This window comes from Noviherbaspirillum galbum (genome assembly GCF_010974945.1).
GTDB classification, from domain to species: domain Bacteria; phylum Pseudomonadota; class Gammaproteobacteria; order Burkholderiales; family Burkholderiaceae_D; genus Noviherbaspirillum; species Noviherbaspirillum galbum.
This window is the reverse complement of the sequence record NZ_JAAIVB010000079.1, coordinates 231,124-249,154: the sequence shown is the minus strand read 5'-3', so window position 1 is coordinate 249,154 and position 18,031 is coordinate 231,124. Positions and strand designations below refer to the sequence as shown.

General features: G+C 65.7%; 13 protein-coding genes. 2 read left to right on the top strand and 11 right to left on the bottom strand.

All coding sequences use genetic code 11. From position 1 onward, the window contains the following. Positions 1–81: 81 nt before the first annotated feature. From G3574_RS28175 to G3574_RS25565, 6 genes are all read right to left on the bottom strand, one after another. Complete coding sequence (locus G3574_RS28175) at positions 82–6,522, bottom strand: Hpt domain-containing protein (protein WP_205609917.1); 6,441 nt, start codon at positions 6,520–6,522, stop codon at positions 82–84. 105 nt (positions 6,523–6,627) lie between these two features. Beyond that, entirely contained in the window at positions 6,628–8,940 is a 2,313-nt protein-coding gene (locus G3574_RS25585; RefSeq protein ID WP_163968387.1) for a methyl-accepting chemotaxis protein, read from the bottom strand. A 73-nt stretch (positions 8,941–9,013) separates the two neighbouring features. Beyond that, positions 9,014–9,592: a chemotaxis protein CheW gene (locus G3574_RS25580; protein ID WP_163968386.1), complete on the bottom strand. Its 579-nt coding sequence runs from the start codon at positions 9,590–9,592 to the stop codon at positions 9,014–9,016. Positions 9,593–9,596: 4 nt separating this feature from the next. Then, entirely contained in the window at positions 9,597–9,962 is a 366-nt protein-coding gene (locus G3574_RS25575; RefSeq protein ID WP_163968385.1) for a response regulator transcription factor, read from the bottom strand. Between the two features lie 20 nt (positions 9,963–9,982). After that, the gene (locus tag G3574_RS25570) at positions 9,983–10,384 is read right to left on the bottom strand and encodes a response regulator (protein ID WP_163968384.1); all 402 of its coding nucleotides are present in this window, start codon (positions 10,382–10,384) and stop codon (positions 9,983–9,985) included. Positions 10,385–10,555: 171 nt separating this feature from the next. Next, positions 10,556–10,726 carry a rubredoxin gene (locus G3574_RS25565; protein ID WP_163968422.1) on the bottom strand — a complete coding sequence of 57 codons (171 nt, stop codon included), beginning with the start codon at positions 10,724–10,726 and terminating at the stop codon, positions 10,556–10,558. Between the two features lie 68 nt (positions 10,727–10,794). Between G3574_RS25565 and thiD the strand changes: the two genes are divergently transcribed. Then, positions 10,795–11,658 (top strand): bifunctional hydroxymethylpyrimidine kinase/phosphomethylpyrimidine kinase, encoded by an 864-nt coding sequence (thiD, locus tag G3574_RS25560; RefSeq protein ID WP_328804856.1) that lies wholly within the window; start codon positions 10,795–10,797, stop codon positions 11,656–11,658. 8 nt (positions 11,659–11,666) lie between these two features. After that, a complete protein-coding gene (gene hemL, locus G3574_RS25555; protein WP_163968383.1) occupies positions 11,667–12,950 on the top strand; it encodes a glutamate-1-semialdehyde 2,1-aminomutase in 1,284 nt (427 codons plus the stop codon). Positions 12,951–13,842: 892 nt separating this feature from the next. On the opposite strand, the gene corA is transcribed toward hemL, so the two are convergent. The 5 genes from corA to G3574_RS25530 all read right to left on the bottom strand — a co-directional run bounded on the left by corA (position 13,843) and on the right by G3574_RS25530 (position 17,989). Next, positions 13,843–14,808: a magnesium/cobalt transporter CorA gene (corA, locus tag G3574_RS25550; RefSeq protein ID WP_163968382.1), complete on the bottom strand. Its 966-nt coding sequence runs from the start codon at positions 14,806–14,808 to the stop codon at positions 13,843–13,845. 324 nt (positions 14,809–15,132) lie between these two features. Beyond that, a complete protein-coding gene (locus G3574_RS25545) occupies positions 15,133–15,546 on the bottom strand; it encodes a DUF4124 domain-containing protein (protein ID WP_163968381.1) in 414 nt (137 codons plus the stop codon). Between the two features lie 29 nt (positions 15,547–15,575). Next, positions 15,576–16,271: a monofunctional biosynthetic peptidoglycan transglycosylase gene (gene mtgA / locus G3574_RS25540; protein WP_163968380.1), complete on the bottom strand. Its 696-nt coding sequence runs from the start codon at positions 16,269–16,271 to the stop codon at positions 15,576–15,578. Further along, complete coding sequence (gene aroE / locus G3574_RS25535) at positions 16,272–17,102, bottom strand: shikimate dehydrogenase (protein ID WP_163968379.1); 831 nt, start codon at positions 17,100–17,102, stop codon at positions 16,272–16,274. Further along, complete coding sequence (locus G3574_RS25530) at positions 17,099–17,989, bottom strand: TonB C-terminal domain-containing protein (RefSeq protein ID WP_163968378.1); 891 nt, start codon at positions 17,987–17,989, stop codon at positions 17,099–17,101. Before G3574_RS25530 ends, aroE begins: the two co-directional genes overlap by 4 nt. Positions 17,990–18,031 lie beyond the last annotated feature (42 nt).

Here is an 18,031-nt window from a genome sequence, read left to right as displayed (position 1 = left end):
AGCCGTGGCGGATTTGGTGGCTGTAGCGGGTTGCCTCAGTCACCAGCATTCGCAGCCCGGACCATGCAAGGCTTCGAAAAATCAAACTTCCACCCGCCCCACATACCCCGCAATCAGCCCCAGCAACTCATCTTCCCGATACGGCTTGCCGAGATAGGCATTCACGCCCAGCTCCATCGCATAGTTGCGATGCTTGGCCGCCGTCCGCGAGGTAATCATGACGATCGGAATCCCGCGCGTCCGCTCGTCCCCGCGCACGTTGCGGGTGAAGTCGAAGCCATCCATGCGCGGCATCTCGATGTCGACCAGCAGCACGTCCGGCGTCACCGATTGCAGGTGCTCCAGCGCGTCCACGCCGTCCTTGGCGAGCACTACCTGGTAGCCCTCGCGGGAGAGCAGGCGCTGGGTGACGCGGCGCACGGTGAGCGAGTCGTCGACGACCATGACGATGTGCTGGGTGCGCAGGCCTTGCACCGGTGCCGGCGCGCCGGCCTGGGGTGTCGCCGGATGGACGAGGTCGGCCACCGCGCCCATGTTGTCGGGCGCGTCGGACGGGGTCTGGCGCGGCGCGCGAAGCAGTTCCTGGGCCTGGCGCATCGACAGCGGCACCGGGTTGAGGATCAGCACGATGTCGCCGGAGCCGAGCACCGTGGCGCCGGCGATGCCGGTCATGCGCGCGAGCTGCGGGCCGATGTTCTTGACCACAACTTCGCGGTTGCCGATCACTTCGTCGACGTGGATCGCTACCCGGTCGTTGCCGCTCTTGATGATCATGAGCGGGGTGTATTGCTGTCCCACCGGCGAGGACTGGCGGTCGCCGAGCAGCGCGGGCAGGTAATGCAGGGGCACGCGCTGGCCTTGCCAGACCACCGCGCCATCGTTGTAGGCGCCGGCCAGGGCGTGGCTCTTGAGCTGCTGGACCTGCTCGACGAGCACCGACGGCACGGCGTAGGTACGTCCGCCGCTGCCGACCAGGACCACCTGCGTCACGGCAAGGGTGAGCGGCAGGTGGATGGTGAAATGCGTGCCCTTGCCCGGTTCGGACCAGGTAGAAACGCGGCCGCCCAGGGCGGCGGCTTCGGAACGCACCACGTCCATGCCGATGCCGCGTCCCGCGAGTTCGGTGACTTCCTCTGCGGTGGAAAAACCGGGGTGGAAGATCAGGTCGCGCACGTCCTCGTCGCTGGCATCGCCGTCGTGGCCGAGCAGGCCGAGCCGAACCGCCTTGTCGCGGATGCGGGCCACGTCCAGGCCATGGCCGTCGTCGCAGAAGCGGATCACGACCTCGTTGCCCTCCTGGCGCACTTCCACCAGCAGTTCGCCGGTTTCGCTCTTGCCGGCGGCGCGGCGCGCCTCGCGCGACTCGACGCCGTGGGCGACCGCGTTGCGCAGCAGGTGTTCGAAGGGACCGGTCATGCGTTCCAGCACGCCGCGGTCGATTTCCACCCCGCTGCCGCGGATGTCGAGGTTGACGCGCTTGTCGACTTCCTTGGCGGCCTGCCGCGTGACGCGGTACAGGCGCTCGGAAATGCTGGCGAACTGCACCATGCGCACGCGCATCAGGTCTTGCTGCAGTTCGCGGGTGAGGCGCGCCTGCGAGCTCAGGCCTGTGCTGGCGCTGTCGAGCGTGCGGGCCAGGTTGTGGTGCACGGAGCCGACGTCGCTGACGCTCTCGGCCATCATGCGGGTGAGTTCCTGCAGGCGGGTGAAGCGGTCGAATTCGAGCGGATCGAATTCGCGCTCGCCGGCCGCGGCCATGCGCGAGGCGATCTGGGACTCGGCCTGCATCTCGATCTCGCGCAGCTGGTCGCGCAGGCGGGTGACGTTGTCGGTCAGTTCGGACAGGGACTGGCGCAGCGAACCCACCTCGTTTTCCAGCTTGGAACGGGCGATCGACACTTCGCCGGCCTGGTTGACGAGACGGTCGAGGATGTCGGCGCGCACGCGCACGAGCTGGGCCGGGGCGGCGGGCATGGCAGGCGCCGCAGCCGGCCGGACGGCCGGCAGGCGGGGCGCGGCAAGGTCTTCGCGCAAGGGCATGAGCGGCGCGAGCACCACGGGCTGCGCGGCTTGCTCCATGTTTTGCTGCGCGGCCTCGCCGGACGGCGCCTGCGCCTGTTCTGCCGGTGCGGCATCGCCGGCCTGCATCGGGGCCGCGGGATGCTGCAACTGCTCGAACAGCAGCGAGGCATGGTCGTAGCGGACCAGCAGGTCTTCGATGGTCAGCGCCGACGGCGAACCCAGGTGCATGACGTTCTCGGCCCGGGTCTCCATGTCATGCAGATGCTGGCCGAGCGTCATGGCGCCGGCCATGCGGGCGCTTCCCTTGAGCGTGTGCAGCAGGCGCAGCAGCGCCTGCGGATGGGAGACATTGGCCGGCTGGTCCACCCAGGCGCGCAGCACCGCGCTCATCTGCGGGAACCCGTCGCGTCCTTCTTCCAGGAAAACCGGCAGCAGGTCGGCGTCGATTTCGTCCTTGGGAACGATGACGCCCTCGCCTTCCTGCCCTGACTCCGCGCGGCTGCCTTCGGGGATGACCGGCACTTCCGGCAGGGATGGGGCCTCGGGAACCTCAGGCGTCTCGGGAAGCGTCGGCGCCTCGGGCGCGGCCGGGGTCGCCGGCACTTCGGGCGGCACGGGCTCGGCGGGTTCGGGCGTTTCCGGCGCCGGTGTCGGCATGATCTCCGGCGCAGGCGCCTGGTCAGGCTGCGTGCCGGGGAGCGGCTGCACTTCCGGCGGTGCGGACGGCTGGATGTCCGGCGATGTCGACGGCTCGAATTCTGGAGACGTCAGCGGCTCGAATTCCGGCGATGTCGACGGCTCGAATTCCGGCGATGCCGGGGGCGTGGAATGCGCCGTGGCCATGCCGGATGGCGCCAACCTCGGCGAGGCGTCATGCACCAGCATGTCGCGGGTTTCCAGGTCGCGCTGCAGGCTTTCCAGCAGGCGGGCGTATTCCGGCTGCGGCGCGGGAAGCTCGTCCAGCGCGAATTTCATCAGCATCAGGCGCATGCGCTCGACGCTGTGCTGCAGCAGGTCGAATTCGTGCTCGCGCAGCAGCACCGGACGGCGCGACAGCAATTGCAGCACCATTTCGAGCGCATGGGCGGTTTCCTGCAGCGCACGGAAACCGACCGTGGCGGAGCTGCCGGCCAGCGAGTGCACGGCGTGGATGGTGGTCACGTTGACCTGGCGCTCGGGCTCATGCCGCCATTCGCCAAGGTCGCGCGCCAGCAGGTGGATCAGGTCGTCGGTCTCGGCAAGGTAGATGTTGTAGAGCGGAACGCTGATTTCCAGTCCGCCGACGCGCTTGACGTGTTCGTCGCGGCGCGTCTCGGGCGGCTGCAGCGTCGGGAACGCGATCACGTCCGCCACCGCGATGGCGGGGCCGCGCGCCGGTTCCGGATTGGCGGGCGTCAGCAAGGTGATGATGTCCGCCTGCGCTGGCGGTTCCGGCTCTGCCTCTGCCCCTAACGCGACCGGGCTGGAAGATTCCTGCCCGGGCTCTGTCGACGTTTCCGTTTCCATCAACGGGAGACCGGACACGCCGGCAGCGCCGGAGGTGTCTCCCTCGTCGCCAAGCTCGGGAATCCCGGTGACTTCGGCTGCATCGAACGTCACGCCAGCCTCGGCGGGGGCATCGAAGTCGATGACCGGTTCAGCCGCCAATTCCTCCGCCAGTTCCGCGGAAAGCTCGGCGGCGAGTTCCTGCTCCAGGGAGGCAGGCTCGTCGCCCATCTCCGGCAAGGCGCTCATGTCGATGGTTTCGGTGACGTCCGGCAAGGCGGCGAGCTCATCCATGGGCGCCGGTTCCAGCGCTTCCATGGACTCTTCCAATGCGGCAGCGTCGACGGCGTCCGCGGCGCCGATGGCCTCAGGCGCCTCCGGGGGTTCGATCGCTGCTTCCGGTTCCTCGATGGCTGCCTCGGGCGCGGCCAGGGGCGCCTCCTCGTAGGAGAAACTGCCGCCCTCCTTGAGCCGTTCCGCGGCTGCGATCAGGGCGTGCGGCGTGCGGCGCGACCGGCCGTGCTCGGTGAGGTCGTTGACCCATGCGCCGAGCACCTCGGCAGCCTTGTCGAGCAGGCCATAGAGGTCATCGTCGCCGCCGCGCGTTTCCGCCAGGCAGAGATTCATGACCTGTTCGATGCTCCAGGCAGCTTCGCCGAATTCGTTCAGCCCGACCATGCGGCTGCTGCCCTTGAGCGTATGGAAGGAGCGGCGCAGCGTGGTCAGGTGTTCCTGGTTGTGCGGCTCGCAGCGCGAATGCGGCAGCGTATCGCGTACCGTCTGCAACACCTCCACCGCCTCGGACAGGAAGATCTCCAGCAGTTCGGCATCGATCGCCTCGTCGGTGTCGGGCGCGTCCACCGGCGGCAGGAGCGCGGCTTCGGGTTGCACCGGCACGGTGGCGGTAATGATCTGCGCCAGGGCATCGGTGGAGGCCGAGAAATCGGGCCGCGCGAGCAGGTCGATGCCGGCCTGGGCACGGCCGGTCACGTCGGGATTGTCGATCAGGGCCGCATCCTGGCGGATCTTTTCCAGCGACTCCTTCAGCTGTTCCTGCAATTGCTGGTTGTCGGGCTCGATGCTGAGCGACATGGCCAGCTCTGCCGATTGCTGCTGGCGCCGCGCGAGTTCGTCCTCGACGGTCTGCAAGGAAGCGGTATCGCTGGAATCGTCGGCACCGCTGGCATCGCCGGGCGCGGCGGGATCGGCGGAGGCGGACGGACCGGACGCCGCGGGCTCCTCGATCACCGGCGCGAGGGCGGCATCGCCGGGGCCGGGTTCGGACTTGTCGAGCAGGCGCGCCTCGAGCACGCCGCGTTCCGCATCGAAGGCGAAGCGCTTCCTGGCCGCTTCCGGCTGGGACTGCAGCGATTCGATGAAGAAGCTGAGCGCGCCGACATTGCGCGCGACCTGCTGGAACTCCGACTGGTCGGGCTGCCGGTCGTCTTCGGCGGCAAGGAATCCCTTGACGGCATCGCGGGTGTGGCGGACGGTCTGGACCGCATCGTCGTGGTCGAGCACGGCCAGGGCGCCTTCGATCTGGTGCAGCATCTGGTCTAGCTGGCCGAGCGGCGACTTCTGGCCGGGATGGCGGAAATATTCGTCAAGCAGCTTTTCGACCTGGCGCAGGCTGTTCTGCATTTCCACGGACAGCGCGGCCATGGTCTGGCGCTGCTGGGCCTGGCGCGACATGTCGTCGAGCCAGGCGCCGGATGCCGACGGCGTGTCGCCGGCGACCACCGCCAGCAGGCGTGAGGTCATCGCATCGGCGCGCTCGCCGAAGTTGTCGGGCAGGCGGCCGATGTTGCCGAGGGTGGTTTCGACGAACAGCAGGCTGGTCGCCATCTCGAGGCCGAGCACGTCGCCGGGGCGGGCGTGGGCGGCATGGCGGGCGATGCCCTTGAGCTCGCGCAGCAGCTTGGTGAGCGGCGCGGAATTCAGGCGCGAGCCGGCGTCGGACAGCAGGCGCATCTCGTGCTCGAAGGAATCGGCGGCATTGATGTCGCCGCCGGCGATGCGGTTCCACAGGTTCTTGGCCTGGTTCAGCTTGTCCTTGGCGGCGGCGAGCGCGTCGACGTCCACCTGGCCGTAGCGCTTCCTGTCGTAGTCTTCCGGCACCAGGCCGTCGAGGCGGTAGGCGGCGCGGATCTGCTGCACGCGCTGCGGCGGATTCTGCGCCTTGGCGATGAAGAAGAGCGCGTCGCGCAGCAGGCGTTCGGCAATACTGGCCGAGCCCTGGGAGAGGCGCCGCAGCTGCAGGTTGATGCGCGCGAACAGCTGCTTGACGTAGATTTCATTGCCGACGTGGCCGCCGGCGACGGCTTCCGCCAGGCCATGCATGACCCACCAGAAGGCACGGCTCTGGGAGGCGGTCTGCGAGCGTTCCACCTGGCCGATCAGCTCGCGCATGGCGGCGGCGTTGGCCAGTTCGGACGCCGGATCGGCATTCTTCAGGAAAGGCAGGAGCGCGCGCTCGAAGCGCTTGCGCAGGACCACGTAATCCGGCGCGCCGGCGCCATCCGCCACGGGCAGTTGCGGACGGATAGCGAGGTTCGGGAAGAACAGGTCGGCGGGGTGGATGCGTTCCGCGCCGCGTGCTTCCAGCAGGGTGCGGTAATACGGAAACAGCCGGACCGGCTGGTGCGGCACGCCGGACAGCAGTTCTTCGAGATACTCGACCAGCGCCTGGTAGCCGCCGCCGATGGCGTCGGCGAGGGGCTGCGACAAGGCAAGCTGGCCGGCGTCGAGGCGATCGAACAAGTCTTCGACGGTTTCGGTGATGATGGAGACGCCGTCGATGTCGACGATCTGCAGCGCGCCGTGCGCCTGGTGCAGCCAGGTCTTGGCATGCCGCAGGCTGGTGTTGCGGGCGTCGGCGTCCTGCGCGAGCGCGTCGCCGAGCGCGGCGCGGGAGCGGTTGAGCGCTTCGCGGATCTCGCCAAGCACCCAGGAAAGCGGTCCGGTGTCGAGGGTATCGCCGGCGATCTGACCCGGCGTGGAGGATGGGCTATTCATGACGGCCTCTGGGGGACAGGCGCGGCATGGCCGGAGGGCGCATGCCGCGGCAAGGGTTCTTCGGTTGCCGGTGAGTCGGGAATCGTCCTTGGCTCAGGTGGCCACTCAGGCAGTCACGCGGAAACGGGACACGGAATTCTTCAGTTCCTCCGCCAGCTTGGACAGTTCGCGAATCGACTGCGCCGTCTGCTGGGTGCCGTGCTGGGTCTGTTCGGTCACGTTCAGGATGTTCTGGATGTTCTGCGCCACGCCGTTGGCGGAGGTGGCCTGCTGTTCCGTCGCCAGGGAAATGTTCTGGATCAGTTCCGCGAGGCGGTTCGAAACGTTGCGGATCTCGGCCAGCGCGGCACCGGCGGCGTCGGACAGTTTCGCGCCCTCGACCACGCCCTCGGTGGACTTTTCCATTGCGGCGACCGCGTCGTGGGTATCGGTCTGAATGGTGCGCACCAGCGCGCCGATCTGCTTGGTTGCCTCGCCGGAACGTTCCGCCAGGCGCTGCACTTCTTCCGCCACCACCGAGAAGCCGCGGCCCGCCTCGCCGGCGGAAGCCGCCTGGATGGCGGCGTTCAGCGCCAGCACGTTGGTCTGTTCGGTAATGTCGGAAATCAGTTCGGTGATTTCGCCGATCTCCTGCGAGGATTCGCCGAGGCGCTTGATTCGCTTGGAGGTTTCCTGGATCTGCTCGCGGATTTCATTCATGCCCTTGATGGCGTCTTCCACCGCGCGGGCGCCCTGGTCTGCCGCCGTCACCGACTGGCGCGCCACCTCGGCCGATTCGTTCGCGGCCTTGGACACGTCGGTAATCTGGGTCGCCATGTCGAGTACCGCCTGGCCGGTTTCCTGGATCTCGCGCGACTGCTTCTGCGACGCGACGAGCAGTTCGCTGGAAATGTTCTGGGCTTCGTTCGATGCCGAGGTCACCTGCTCCGCGGTGCGGGTCACGCGGCCGACCAGGCCGCGCAGTTCTTCCACGGTGTAGTTCACCGAGTCGGCGATCGCACCGGTGATGTCTTCGGACACCGTCGCCTGGATCGTCAGGTCGCCGTCCGCCACTTCCTGCAGTTCGTTCATCAGGCGCAGAATCGCGGCCTGGTTCTGGTCGTTGGCGGCCTTGGCCTCTTCTTCCTTCTGCAATGCGGCGAGGCGCTGCTCTTCCGCTTCCTGGCGGCGGTGGTCCGCTTCCTTGGTACGGTTGCGGCTGTCCTGCAGCAGCACGAGGGCAATGCCGACCGCGGATACCAGCGCGGCGCCGGCCAGGCCCATCATCAGCCAGAAGGTCCAGTGCAGCGTGTCTTCCTCGCCGCGGTAGGACTTTTGCAGGTTGGTGATGCGCTGCTTGAGGGTTTCGTTCTCCGCGAAGATCAGCTGTTCGGATTGCTTGGCGGCGATGAAGTTTTGCAGGTTGCCGAGGATGGTTGCCACCGATTGCTGGTATTCGTTGAACGCGCCCTGCAGTTCGGTCAGCTTGTCGCGGGTGTCGGCATCCTTGGTGGCGGACAGGCGCAGCACCTCGCTGCCGTTCAGGAAGCCTTCGGTGATGTCGCGGAAGGTGTTGGTGTCCTTGCCGAGCAGGAACGCGGTCTCGGGGTTCACGCCTTCGGAGGTGAGGAATTCGTTGGCGCTGCGTCCGAGGCGCTGGGTCAGCATCACGAGCTGGCCGGCGGCGGAGATCTCGCGCGGCGATGCGCCGCCCTGGGCCTTGAGCGTGGCGATCTGCTCGGTCAGCTCGAGCAGCACCGGCGACAGCGAGTTCAGCTTTTGCAGCGTGGCGCCGAAGCCGGTCAGTTCCTTCTTCAGCTTGAGGATGGTTTCCGCCGCCTTGTCGGAATTGCCCCAGATCTTCTGGGTTTCCTTGAGCAGCGCTTCCATCTGCCCATTCGGGGAGGCGATGTCGCGGCCCTGGTAGTCGCCGCCCTTGAGCAGCACGGTGAGGTCGCGGTTGAGTTCGGCGCGGCTGTCCTCGAGCTGCTTGAACGCCTCGGGGTTGCCCTGAATGGCGTTGGGCGCCGCCTTGCCGATACGCTGGGAGTGCATCAGGGCGTCACCGGCGATCTGCGTCTGGGTGGACGACAGGACGGAATGGCTGGAGTTCAGCCACACCATGCCCGCCGACAGCAGCAGGGAGCCGCCGAGCGCGGAGAGCAGGACGCGGACCTGCTGCTGCAGCGGCAGGTTGCCGATGATCGGCAGGCGGATGTCGCGTGCATTCTGCAAGGCATCGCCGATGTAGGTCGCGTTCGGGTCCCGCGGCGACTGGGTGTTGGCGTCCAGATTGGGCAAGGCGGCTGCCTGCGCATCATGCACTTCCACCGTCTCGGCATTCGCCGTCGAAGTGGGGAGGCTGCGCGCCTCGCCGGCCAGTTCTTCCACCAGCGCGTCCTGCTTGGTCTTGTTCAGGAAGGGTACGTTGAACGCCATTTCTTGGTCTCCTAATCGTTCGCTCTGTCTCTGTTCTTGGAATCGTTCTTGATTTGTTCTGGTGCCGCCGTAACTACAATCCGACCTGCAGGAAACGCGGGTCCTGCGCGATGAGCGACAGGTTGAGCTCGGTCCAGGTCTGGCCGTCGCGGTCGACGTGGCGGCGCGCCGCCCAGGCCGGTCCCTGGCCGCCGGCGTCGCCTTCCAGCGGCTGCATGTCGCCGGCGTGCCGCAGGCCGGCGACGCGCGATACCAGCAAGCCGCAATTGAAGCCGAGCGCCGCGCCGAAGGCGACGACGCGGCATTCCTTGTCGATGGAAGTGGCGGGCATGCCGCAGAAGCGCGCGAAATCCACCACGCTCACGAGGTTGCCGCGGATGTTGGTGAGGCCGAGATACCAGTCCTGCGTCAGTGGCACCGGCGTGATGCCGGCCACCGACACGATTTCCCCCGCCTCCTGCAGGTTGAGCAGCCAGCGCGTCTCGCCGATCACCACGCCGAGCTGGCGCGCCTGGATCTGCGCGCCGCTGCTGACCGCCTGCATGCGCTCGACGAGCTGCGTCTGGAACTCCCGCAGCCGGGTGCGGCGCGCCCCGAGGTCGCGCCCGGCGACCGCATTTTCCTTCGCGCCCTCCAGGGTCGGCGTGCTCATGGCGTCAGCCCAGCGCGGCGATCTTGGACAGCAGTTCCTGGGGATCGACCGGCTTGACGATGTATTCGCTGGCGCCCTGGCGCATGCCCCAGATGCGGTCGGTTTCCTGGCCCTTGCTGGTGCAGATGATCACCGGCACGGATTCGGTCTCGGGATCGCGCGAGATGGCGCGCGTGACCTGGAAGCCGTTCTGGCCGGGCATGACCACGTCCATCAGGATCAGGTGCGGCTTGTCGGCCTTGATCTTGGACATGGCTTCCTCGCCGTTCTCGGCGGTCGAGACGGAAAAGCCGTTCTTGACCAGAATGTCCGTCAGGAAATAACGCTCGGTCGGAGAATCGTCGACCACCAGGATTTTTTGAATGGGCATCGTGGACCTTGAGATGATGATTAGGCGGTAAGCGCCTGGGCAGCGTGCTCGCGCACTGTCTTGAGAAGACTGTCCTTGGTGAAGGGCTTGGTCAGGTAAGCGTCCGACCCCACCATGGCGCCCCGCGCCCGGTCGAACAGGCCGTCCTTGGAGGAAAGCATGATCACCGGCGTTGAATGGAACTTGGCGCTCTTCTTGATGAGAGCGCAGGTTTGGTAACCGTCGAGACGCGGCATCAGGATGTCGCAGAAGATGAGCGCCGGCTTGTGATCGTTCATCTTTGCCAGCGCGTCGAATCCGTCATCCGCCAGCACCACCTGGTAGCCAGCCTGGCCCAGGAAGATTTCCGCTGACCGACGGATCGTGCTGCTGTCGTCGATGACCATGATTTTTAAACTGTTGGTATCGAATGCTGTTGTCATGACGGTAATCTCGTTCAAGGATCCTCAATATACGATCCTAATATGCCTTAAGGCAAGATGATTGATTTTGAACAAGTACTACGTCAAGGCCTGCGTCGTTTTTATGCGATACCTGTTAAGCGTCTGATACGGATCATCCGATGAACGTGATAAAAATGGTAACCGGCGGCCTCAGATGGCGACCATCTCGAAATCTTCCTTGCGCGCGCCGCACTCGGGGCAGGTCCAGTTCATGGGGACGTCCTCCCAGCGTGTTCCGGGGGCAATGCCTTCGTCCGGCAATCCAGCGGCCTCGTCATACACCCATCCGCAAATCAGGCACATCCAGGTCTTGAATTCCACGTTGTCGCTCACGGTTGCCACCCTTCTATCGAGTAAAATGCAAAGCCGGTTATCTTACTTTACGAATCGTGCAAACCCAAAGTGCAATTCCCACTTCGCCGCTGATCCTGACCTTCGGCGCAACAGATCCGGTCGGCGCGATCGGCATCCAGGCGGACCTGGCCTCGTTCGCCGCCATGGGATGCCACGGCTTGTCGGTGGTCACGTCCATCCTGATCGGCGATACCGCGCGCGTGGAAGAGTCCCAGCCGGTGGAGGCCGACTGGGTGTCCGACCAGGCGCGCGTGCTGCTGGAAGACATGCCGGTGGCCGCCTTCAAGGTCGGCGCCGTCGGCGACATCGAGAACGTCACGGTGATCGCGGAGATCATGTCCGACTATCCGGACGTGCCGCTGATCCTCGATCCCTTCATCACCGCCATCCCCGAGCAGGGCCATGAAAGCGAAGACCTGCTGGTGGCGATCCGCGAACTGCTGCTGCCCCAGTCCACCCTGTTCCTGACGTCGGCGGTGGAGTTGTCGCGTTTCGCCGAGACCTGGCGCGAGCCCTCCTCGGAAGACATGCTGGCGGTGGACGTGCTGCACCTCATCGAGATGGGCTGCGAATACGTGTTCGTCACCAATACGCCCGGCGGCGCCGTCCACGAGGTGACCAATACCCTGTTCGACGCGTCCGGCGTGCTGCGCCAGGACACCTGGACCCGCATGCCGGGTTCCTTCAGCGGCGCCGGCAGCACCATGTCGGCGACCATGGCGGCCATGATGGCCAACGGCGTCGACGTGCCCGAAGCGGTATTCGAGGCGCAGGAATTCACCCATGCCGCCCTGACCAACGCCCATCGCCTCGGCATGGGCAAGCTGACGCCCGACCGCTACTTCTGGGCGCGCGAACCCGACGGCGACGCGCCTTCCGATTCCCCTTCCGCATCTTGAACCATTCCATGACTTCAAAGAACGACATTCTCTTCGAGCGTGCCCAGGCCAGCACGCCCGGCGGCGTCAATTCGCCGGTACGCGCCTTCCGCTCGGTGGGCGGCACGCCCCGCTTCATCACCCGCGCCGAAGGCCCGCACTTCTGGGACGCCGACGGCAAGCGCTATATCGACTACATCGGCTCCTGGGGCCCGGCCATCGTCGGCCACGCCCATCCCGAGGTCATCCACGCGGTGCAGGACGCCGCAGCCCGCGGCCTGAGCTTCGGCGCGCCGACCGAAGGCGAGATCGAGATGGCCGAGGAAATCTGCCGCATCCTGCCCTCGGTGGAACAGGTGCGCCTGGTGTCGAGCGGCACCGAAGCGGCGATGAGCGCCCTGCGCCTCGCCCGCGGCGCCACCGGCCGCACCAAGATCGTGAAGTTCGAAGGCTGCTACCACGGCCACGCCGATTCCCTGCTGGTCAAGGCCGGCAGCGGCCTGCTCACCTTCGGCAATCCCACCTCGGCCGGCGTGCCCGAAGACTTCGCCAAGCACACCCTGGTGCTCGACTACAACGACCCGCAGCAACTCGAAGATCTCTTCGCCCGCATGGGCGGCGACATCGCCTGCGTGGTGGTCGAACCCGTGGCGGGCAACATGAACCTCGTGCGCGCCACGCCGGAATTCCTGCAAGCCATGCGCCGCCTCTGCACCCAGCACGGCGCGCTGCTGATCTTCGATGAAGTGATGTGCGGCTTCCGCGTCGGACTCGGCGGCGCGCAAACCATGTACGGCGTCACGCCCGACCTGACGGTTCTCGGCAAGGTGATCGGCGGCGGGCTGCCGGTTGCGGCATTCGGCGGCCGCAAGGACGTGATGAAATTCCTCGCCCCGCTGGGTCCGGTTTACCAGGCCGGCACCCTGTCGGGCAACCCGGTCGCGGTCGCCGCCGGCCTGACGACGATGAAGATCATCCAGCGGCCCGGATTCTACGAGACGCTGACCGCGCAGACGGCCAAGCTCGCGCAGGGTCTCGCGAACGCGGCAAAGGACGCGGGCGTACGCTTCTGCGCCGATGCGGTCGGAGGGATGTTCGGCGTGTATTTCGCCGACCGGGTTCCCGGCAGCTTTGCCGAGGTCATGGCGTGCGACAAGGAGAAGTTCAATGCCTTCTTCCACGGCATGCTGGAGGCGGGCGTGTACCTTGCGCCGTCGGCATTCGAGGCGGGGTTCGTGTCGGCCGCGCACGACGATGCGGTGATTGAGGAGACGGTTGCGGCGGCGCGGAGCGTGTTTGGGAAGTTAAGGTAGGAGAAGGGGCCTCCTGGGATCCTTGGCACCATTGTCATTTCCGCGGAGGCGGGGGTGTGGCAGGGGTTTCGCGAGGCACCGGCTTGCGCCTGTGGAACCGACCTGCCTTGCAAGGCAGGTCGTGGGCTCCCATTTCGGTTTTGTTTCGTTGCGGGTTTCTCTCCGGTGACCCGATTGCGGTTCCCACTCCGTGGGGGCTTGCCGGGACTGGCCCCGGCGGGCCCCACGAAACAAACCAAAGAAAAGCGAACGCTACGACCTCCACGCCCGCGCCCTGACTACCAAGCTCCCTCCCCTTCAAGGGGAGGGTTGGGGTGGGGATGGGTTTCCGGTGCGAGCAAAGAACAACGTTGACATGACCAGCGAAATAAACCCTGTCCGCTTAGCGCAACCGAAACCCATCCCCACCCTAGCCCTCCCCTTGAATGGGAGGGGACAGGGCGGAGGGTGCTTGAAAGGCAGTAGGTATTGGCATGATCGCGGATTCCTGCTCCCCGCCGTCGGAACAGGCTAGAGCCATGCCGATGCGGCAGGAGGCCGAACCACCATCTGCCTTCTAGGTGCTTACTACCGCAGAGAACGGCATCCCCTCAACCCATCGAACAAGGCCGCCCGAAGTAACTCCCACATGGGTGTTGAAGCAGCTTTCTTTGGGTACTTTCGTAGGGCCCGCCTAGGGTCTGCTGATAAAGAAAGTCCCTAGGCCGCCGGGACCAGCCCCGGCAAGCCCCCACGGAGTGGGAGAGGCAACCGGTCTACCGGAGAGAAATCCGCAACGAGACAAAACCGAAATGAGATTCCCGCCTTCGCGGGAATGACAGCAGTAGTCAGGCATGACAGCGCCTGCACGCGAATGACAGCGGCAATCAGGGAGTGCCCGAAGTCCCCTCCCCTAATTCAACCATCCCCTCTTCCTGAAATACCAGAACGGCGTGATCGCCGACACCACCATCAACCCCAGCGAAAACGGATACCCGTAGCTCCACTCCAGCTCCGGCAGGAGCTTGAAGTTCATCCCGTAGATGCTGGCTATCAGCGTTGGCGGCAGGAAGGCGACCGAGGCCACGGAGAATATCTTGATGATCTTGTTCTGGTTGATGTTGATGAAGCCGACGGTGGCATCCATCAGGAAGTTGATCTTGTCGAAGAGGAAGGCGGTGTGGCCGTCGAGCGATTCGATGTCGCGCAGGATCTGGCGGGCTTCCTCGAACTGCTCGGCGTTGAGCAGGCGTCCCCGCATCAGGAAGCTGACCGCGCGGCGGGTATCCATCATGTTGCGGCGGATGCGGCCGTTCAAGTCTTCTTCCTGGGCGATGGCGTTGAGCGCGGCGGCGGCGTCCTGGTCGGTCAATTCCTTCTGCAACACGCGGCGGCTGACGTCTTCCAGGTTCTGGTAGATGCCTTCGAGCGCATCCGCGGAATACTCTGCATCGGTCGCGTACAGGTCGAGCAGCACGTCCTTGTAGTCGCCGATCGAACCGGGACGCGAACGCGCGCGCAGACGCACGAGGCGGAACACCGGCAGGTCGTCGTTATGGACCGAGAACAGCATGTTGCGCGCGAGGATGAAGGCCACGGTGACCACGCGCGAGGGGCCGTCGTCTTCTTCGAGCAGGAAGTCGGTGCGCAGGTGGAGGTCGCCGTTTTCGGCTTCGTAATACCGGGCGGAGGCTTCGATGTCCTTGACTTCGTCTTCGCCTGGCAGGGTAACGCCGTAGATGCTCTTGACCCAGGCACGTTCCTCGTCGCTCGGGTCGGTCAGGTCGACCCAGACCGGCGCGGCCTGTTCCAGGTCGTGCCGGGTTTCGATGTTGACCTGGTTGAGACGGCCGTTTTGCAAGACAAATACATTAATCATGTGCTCTCCCGGCCGCGCCCGGACGATGGACACGACCCTCCCGCGGCTTGTGCCCGCGGGCTGTTGAATCTGCTGGGAACGCTGCCATGAATGGGGGTTCAGACGGGATCTGAATCATGGCGTGTCGCGCCCGCTCACCGTAGGGCGAGAGGCGCCTGGAGGAGCTTGCCGCTCAAGCACTTTCTCGCCGGTTATCCGTGTATCGACGGTTGACAAGTTGTACTGTGACTGCCCAAGTCGGGGCTCCTGAAAACGAAAACAGCGCAAGTGTACTGACATCGACTGCGACAGGCAAGCGCGCCGGCAACCGCGTCATGCGCTGCATCATTTCGCGGCCTTCTCGATCATCCTGTCCTGCAGGCCGGGAGCGCCCTCGCCCTGCGGCGCCGGCGCGGGAGGCAGCTTCGGCGCCTCGAATCCGGCGGTGTCGCGGATCTTGACCACTTCGCCCCGGGCTTCGCATTCCACGTTGGAATACGTGACCTTGCCGTCGACGAGGCACTTGCGCATGGCGCCGTCCTTCGCGCCGGCCTGCTGCTGGATCGCGCCGCCCGCCGCCGCCCCGGTCTTCTGGATGGCCTGCGCGGCTTCCGACTTGCCGACGCCTTTCCAGGCTTCCATGAAATAGTTGCGTTCGTGGCGCATGGACATGAGCGCGGCCATGCAGGCCAGCGTGAACACGCCCACCGCGACGGCGGACCAGAACAGGCTGATTCCCCGCTGTTTTTTCAATGTCATGGCATCTCCCCTCGTTATCGTCAATGCGGTCAAGGCAGTTCGGCGGCGCGCATGCGCCGCAGGATCAGGTCGGTGCGCCGCGCGAGATACGGCGATCCGCGGTTCTTGTCATAGAAGCGCGGCCGGGGCAGCATCACCGCGAGCCGCGCGGCCTGCGCCGGTCCGAGCTGGGCGGCGGTCACGCCGTAATAATGCTGCGACGCGGCCTCTGCGCCGAACACGCCGACGCCCCATTCCACCACGTTGAGGTAGATCTCGAAGATCCTTTCCTTGTCCATGAGGAATTCGAGCATGTAGGTGATGATGATTTCCTGTCCCTTGCGCAGGTAGCTGCGCTCGCCGGAGAGGAAGAGGTTTTTGGCGAGCTGCTGGGTGATGGTCGAGCCGCCGGCCACTACCTTGCCCTTCTTGCTGTTCTTTTCGTAGGCCTTCTGCAGCGCTTCCCAGTCCACGCCCTCGTGCTCCGCGAAGTTGGAATCCTCGGCGGCGATGATGGCGCGCTTGAGATGATCGGAGATGCGATCGTACGGCACCCAGCGGTGCTTGAGTTCGAACCGGGGATCTTTCTCGCGCAGCAAGGAAAGCTGGTGGCGCATGAAGCTGGTGGAATCGGGATTGTGGTCGACCCACCACCAGATCTGGAGGAAGAAGAAGAGCTGCATCGCCAGCACGAAGAGTACCGGCGCGAGAACCGCCCATACGAGGATGCGGCGCAGCAGCCGCATCTAAAGCGCGGCCCGCAAGGCGTTATGCACCGGCCCGGTGTCCGGCCGGACGCCGCGCCAGACGAAGAAGGCTTCGGCGGCCTGTTCGATCAGCATGCCCAGGCCGTCGCGCGCGGTCGCGCCATGGCTGGCGGCGTGGCGCATGAAGACCGTCGGTTCCTTCCCGTACATCATGTCGTAGGCAAACACGCCCTCTCGGAAGACGGCGGCCGGCACGGGTGGCAGCTCTGCGCTCAGGCTGGCCGAGGTGGCATTGATGATGATGTCGAAGTCGGGCGCGACCTGCTCGAACCCGCAAGCCTCGAGGCGGCTCTTGCCGGCGTTCCATTGCTGGAAGCGTTCGGCCAGCTCCTCCGCCTTCGCCACCGTGCGGTTGGCGATGCACAGCGCCGCCGGTTCCTGCGCCAGCAGCGGCAGGATGACTCCGCGCGCCGCGCCGCCCGCGCCCAGCAGCAGCACGCGCGCGCCCTTGATCCTGACCGGCGTGTTGCAAAGGATGTCATTGACGAGGCCGACGCCGTCGGTGTTGTCGCCATGGATGTCCGTGCCGTCGAAGCGCAGCGTATTCACCGCGCCGGCCGCCTCGGCCCGCTCGGAACGCTGGCTCGACAGCTCGAAGGCTTCCAGCTTGAAGGGGACGGTGACGTTGGCGCCGCGGCAGCCGGACTTCATCAGGTTGCCCAGCGCATCGGCGAAGCCGTCGAGCGGCACCAGCAGCCGTTCGTACTGCAAATGCTCGCCGGTCTGGGCGGCGAATCGGGCATGGATGTCGGGTGACTTGCTGTGGGCGATCGGATTGCCGATCACCACATAGCGGTCAGGCTGGCTCAATTCGCTCTCCCCTGCATTTCGGCTTCGAGCGCGTCTTCGCGCGTGAACTTGAAGCGGGTCGTCATGATCCACACGTCGTCGCGGTCGCTGGACCGCATGTTCTTGGCGAAGGCGCCAAAGGGAGCGGCGCGTCGCACGATGCGGCGCGCCGCTTCGTCCAGCGCGGGATTGCCGGAAGACCGTTCGACCGCGATGCCGTCGTCGCGCTCGTGCGCGTAGATCTGGCCGTCCTGGAAGATGGCGATCGACAGGGTCAGCTCGCCATAGAGCTTGCGGCCATCCTTCTGCGGAAAATTGAGCGTGCCGATGTTTTCGATGCGTTCGCGCACCCGGTTGAAATACATGGCGTAACCGACTTCACGCGTACTCGGCGAAATGAAGGTTTTCTTGGGCCGCTTGTTTTCATCATCCATGCGCTTGGAGATTTCCGCCTCGCGACGCAGGATGGCGCGCGCGCTTTCCATCGCATCGGTGCCGTCCGCCGGCTGGGCCTGGGGCTTGACGGCATCCTTCACCGGCGCGGCATGCAGCGGCGACTTCTTGTTGGCCTGCGCCAGCATGCGCTGCTGCTGCTCGAGCTCCTCGATGCGGCGCTGAATGGCTTTCAGGCCGTCGCCGTTTTCGGTCTTGCCCATGTCGGGCAGCGGCGACCTGGAACGCCCCGCATCGGCCTGGCCGCCGCCATCGAGATTGGCCTGGGCCAGCGCCTCCGCCTTGACCGGCGCGCGGTCATGCTTGGCATTGACGAGAATGACTTCCAGGCCGGGGTCGGCGGGCTTGAACTGGAAAGTGTCCGGCGCGACGAAGCGCACCGCGAGCAAGGCGATGTGCACCAGCGCCGATGCCGCAAATGCAATCGACAGGGACCGGTTTTGTGCGATGACCATGACGCGTCGGGAAGTGCCCGTGGAGCATTGAATTGAGCTTCG

Bases quoted from the DNA above. Each gene is read 5' to 3' on its own strand.
- G3574_RS28175 (WP_205609917.1), bottom strand. From the start codon at position 6,522: ATGAATAGCCCATCCTCCACGCCGGGTCAGATCGCCGGCGATACCCTC.
- G3574_RS25585 (WP_163968387.1), bottom strand. From the start codon at position 8,940: ATGGCGTTCAACGTACCCTTCCTGAACAAGACCAAGCAGGACGCGCTG.
- G3574_RS25580 (WP_163968386.1), bottom strand. From the start codon at position 9,592: ATGAGCACGCCGACCCTGGAGGGCGCGAAGGAAAATGCGGTCGCCGGG.
- G3574_RS25575 (WP_163968385.1), bottom strand. From the start codon at position 9,962: ATGCCCATTCAAAAAATCCTGGTGGTCGACGATTCTCCGACCGAGCGT.
- G3574_RS25570 (WP_163968384.1), bottom strand. From the start codon at position 10,384: ATGACAACAGCATTCGATACCAACAGTTTAAAAATCATGGTCATCGAC.
- hemL (WP_163968383.1), top strand. From the start codon at position 11,667: ATGACTTCAAAGAACGACATTCTCTTCGAGCGTGCCCAGGCCAGCACG.
- corA (WP_163968382.1), bottom strand. From the start codon at position 14,808: ATGATTAATGTATTTGTCTTGCAAAACGGCCGTCTCAACCAGGTCAAC.
- G3574_RS25545 (WP_163968381.1), bottom strand. From the start codon at position 15,546: ATGACATTGAAAAAACAGCGGGGAATCAGCCTGTTCTGGTCCGCCGTC.
- mtgA (WP_163968380.1), bottom strand. From the start codon at position 16,271: ATGCGGCTGCTGCGCCGCATCCTCGTATGGGCGGTTCTCGCGCCGGTA.
- G3574_RS25530 (WP_163968378.1), bottom strand. From the start codon at position 17,989: ATGGTCATCGCACAAAACCGGTCCCTGTCGATTGCATTTGCGGCATCG.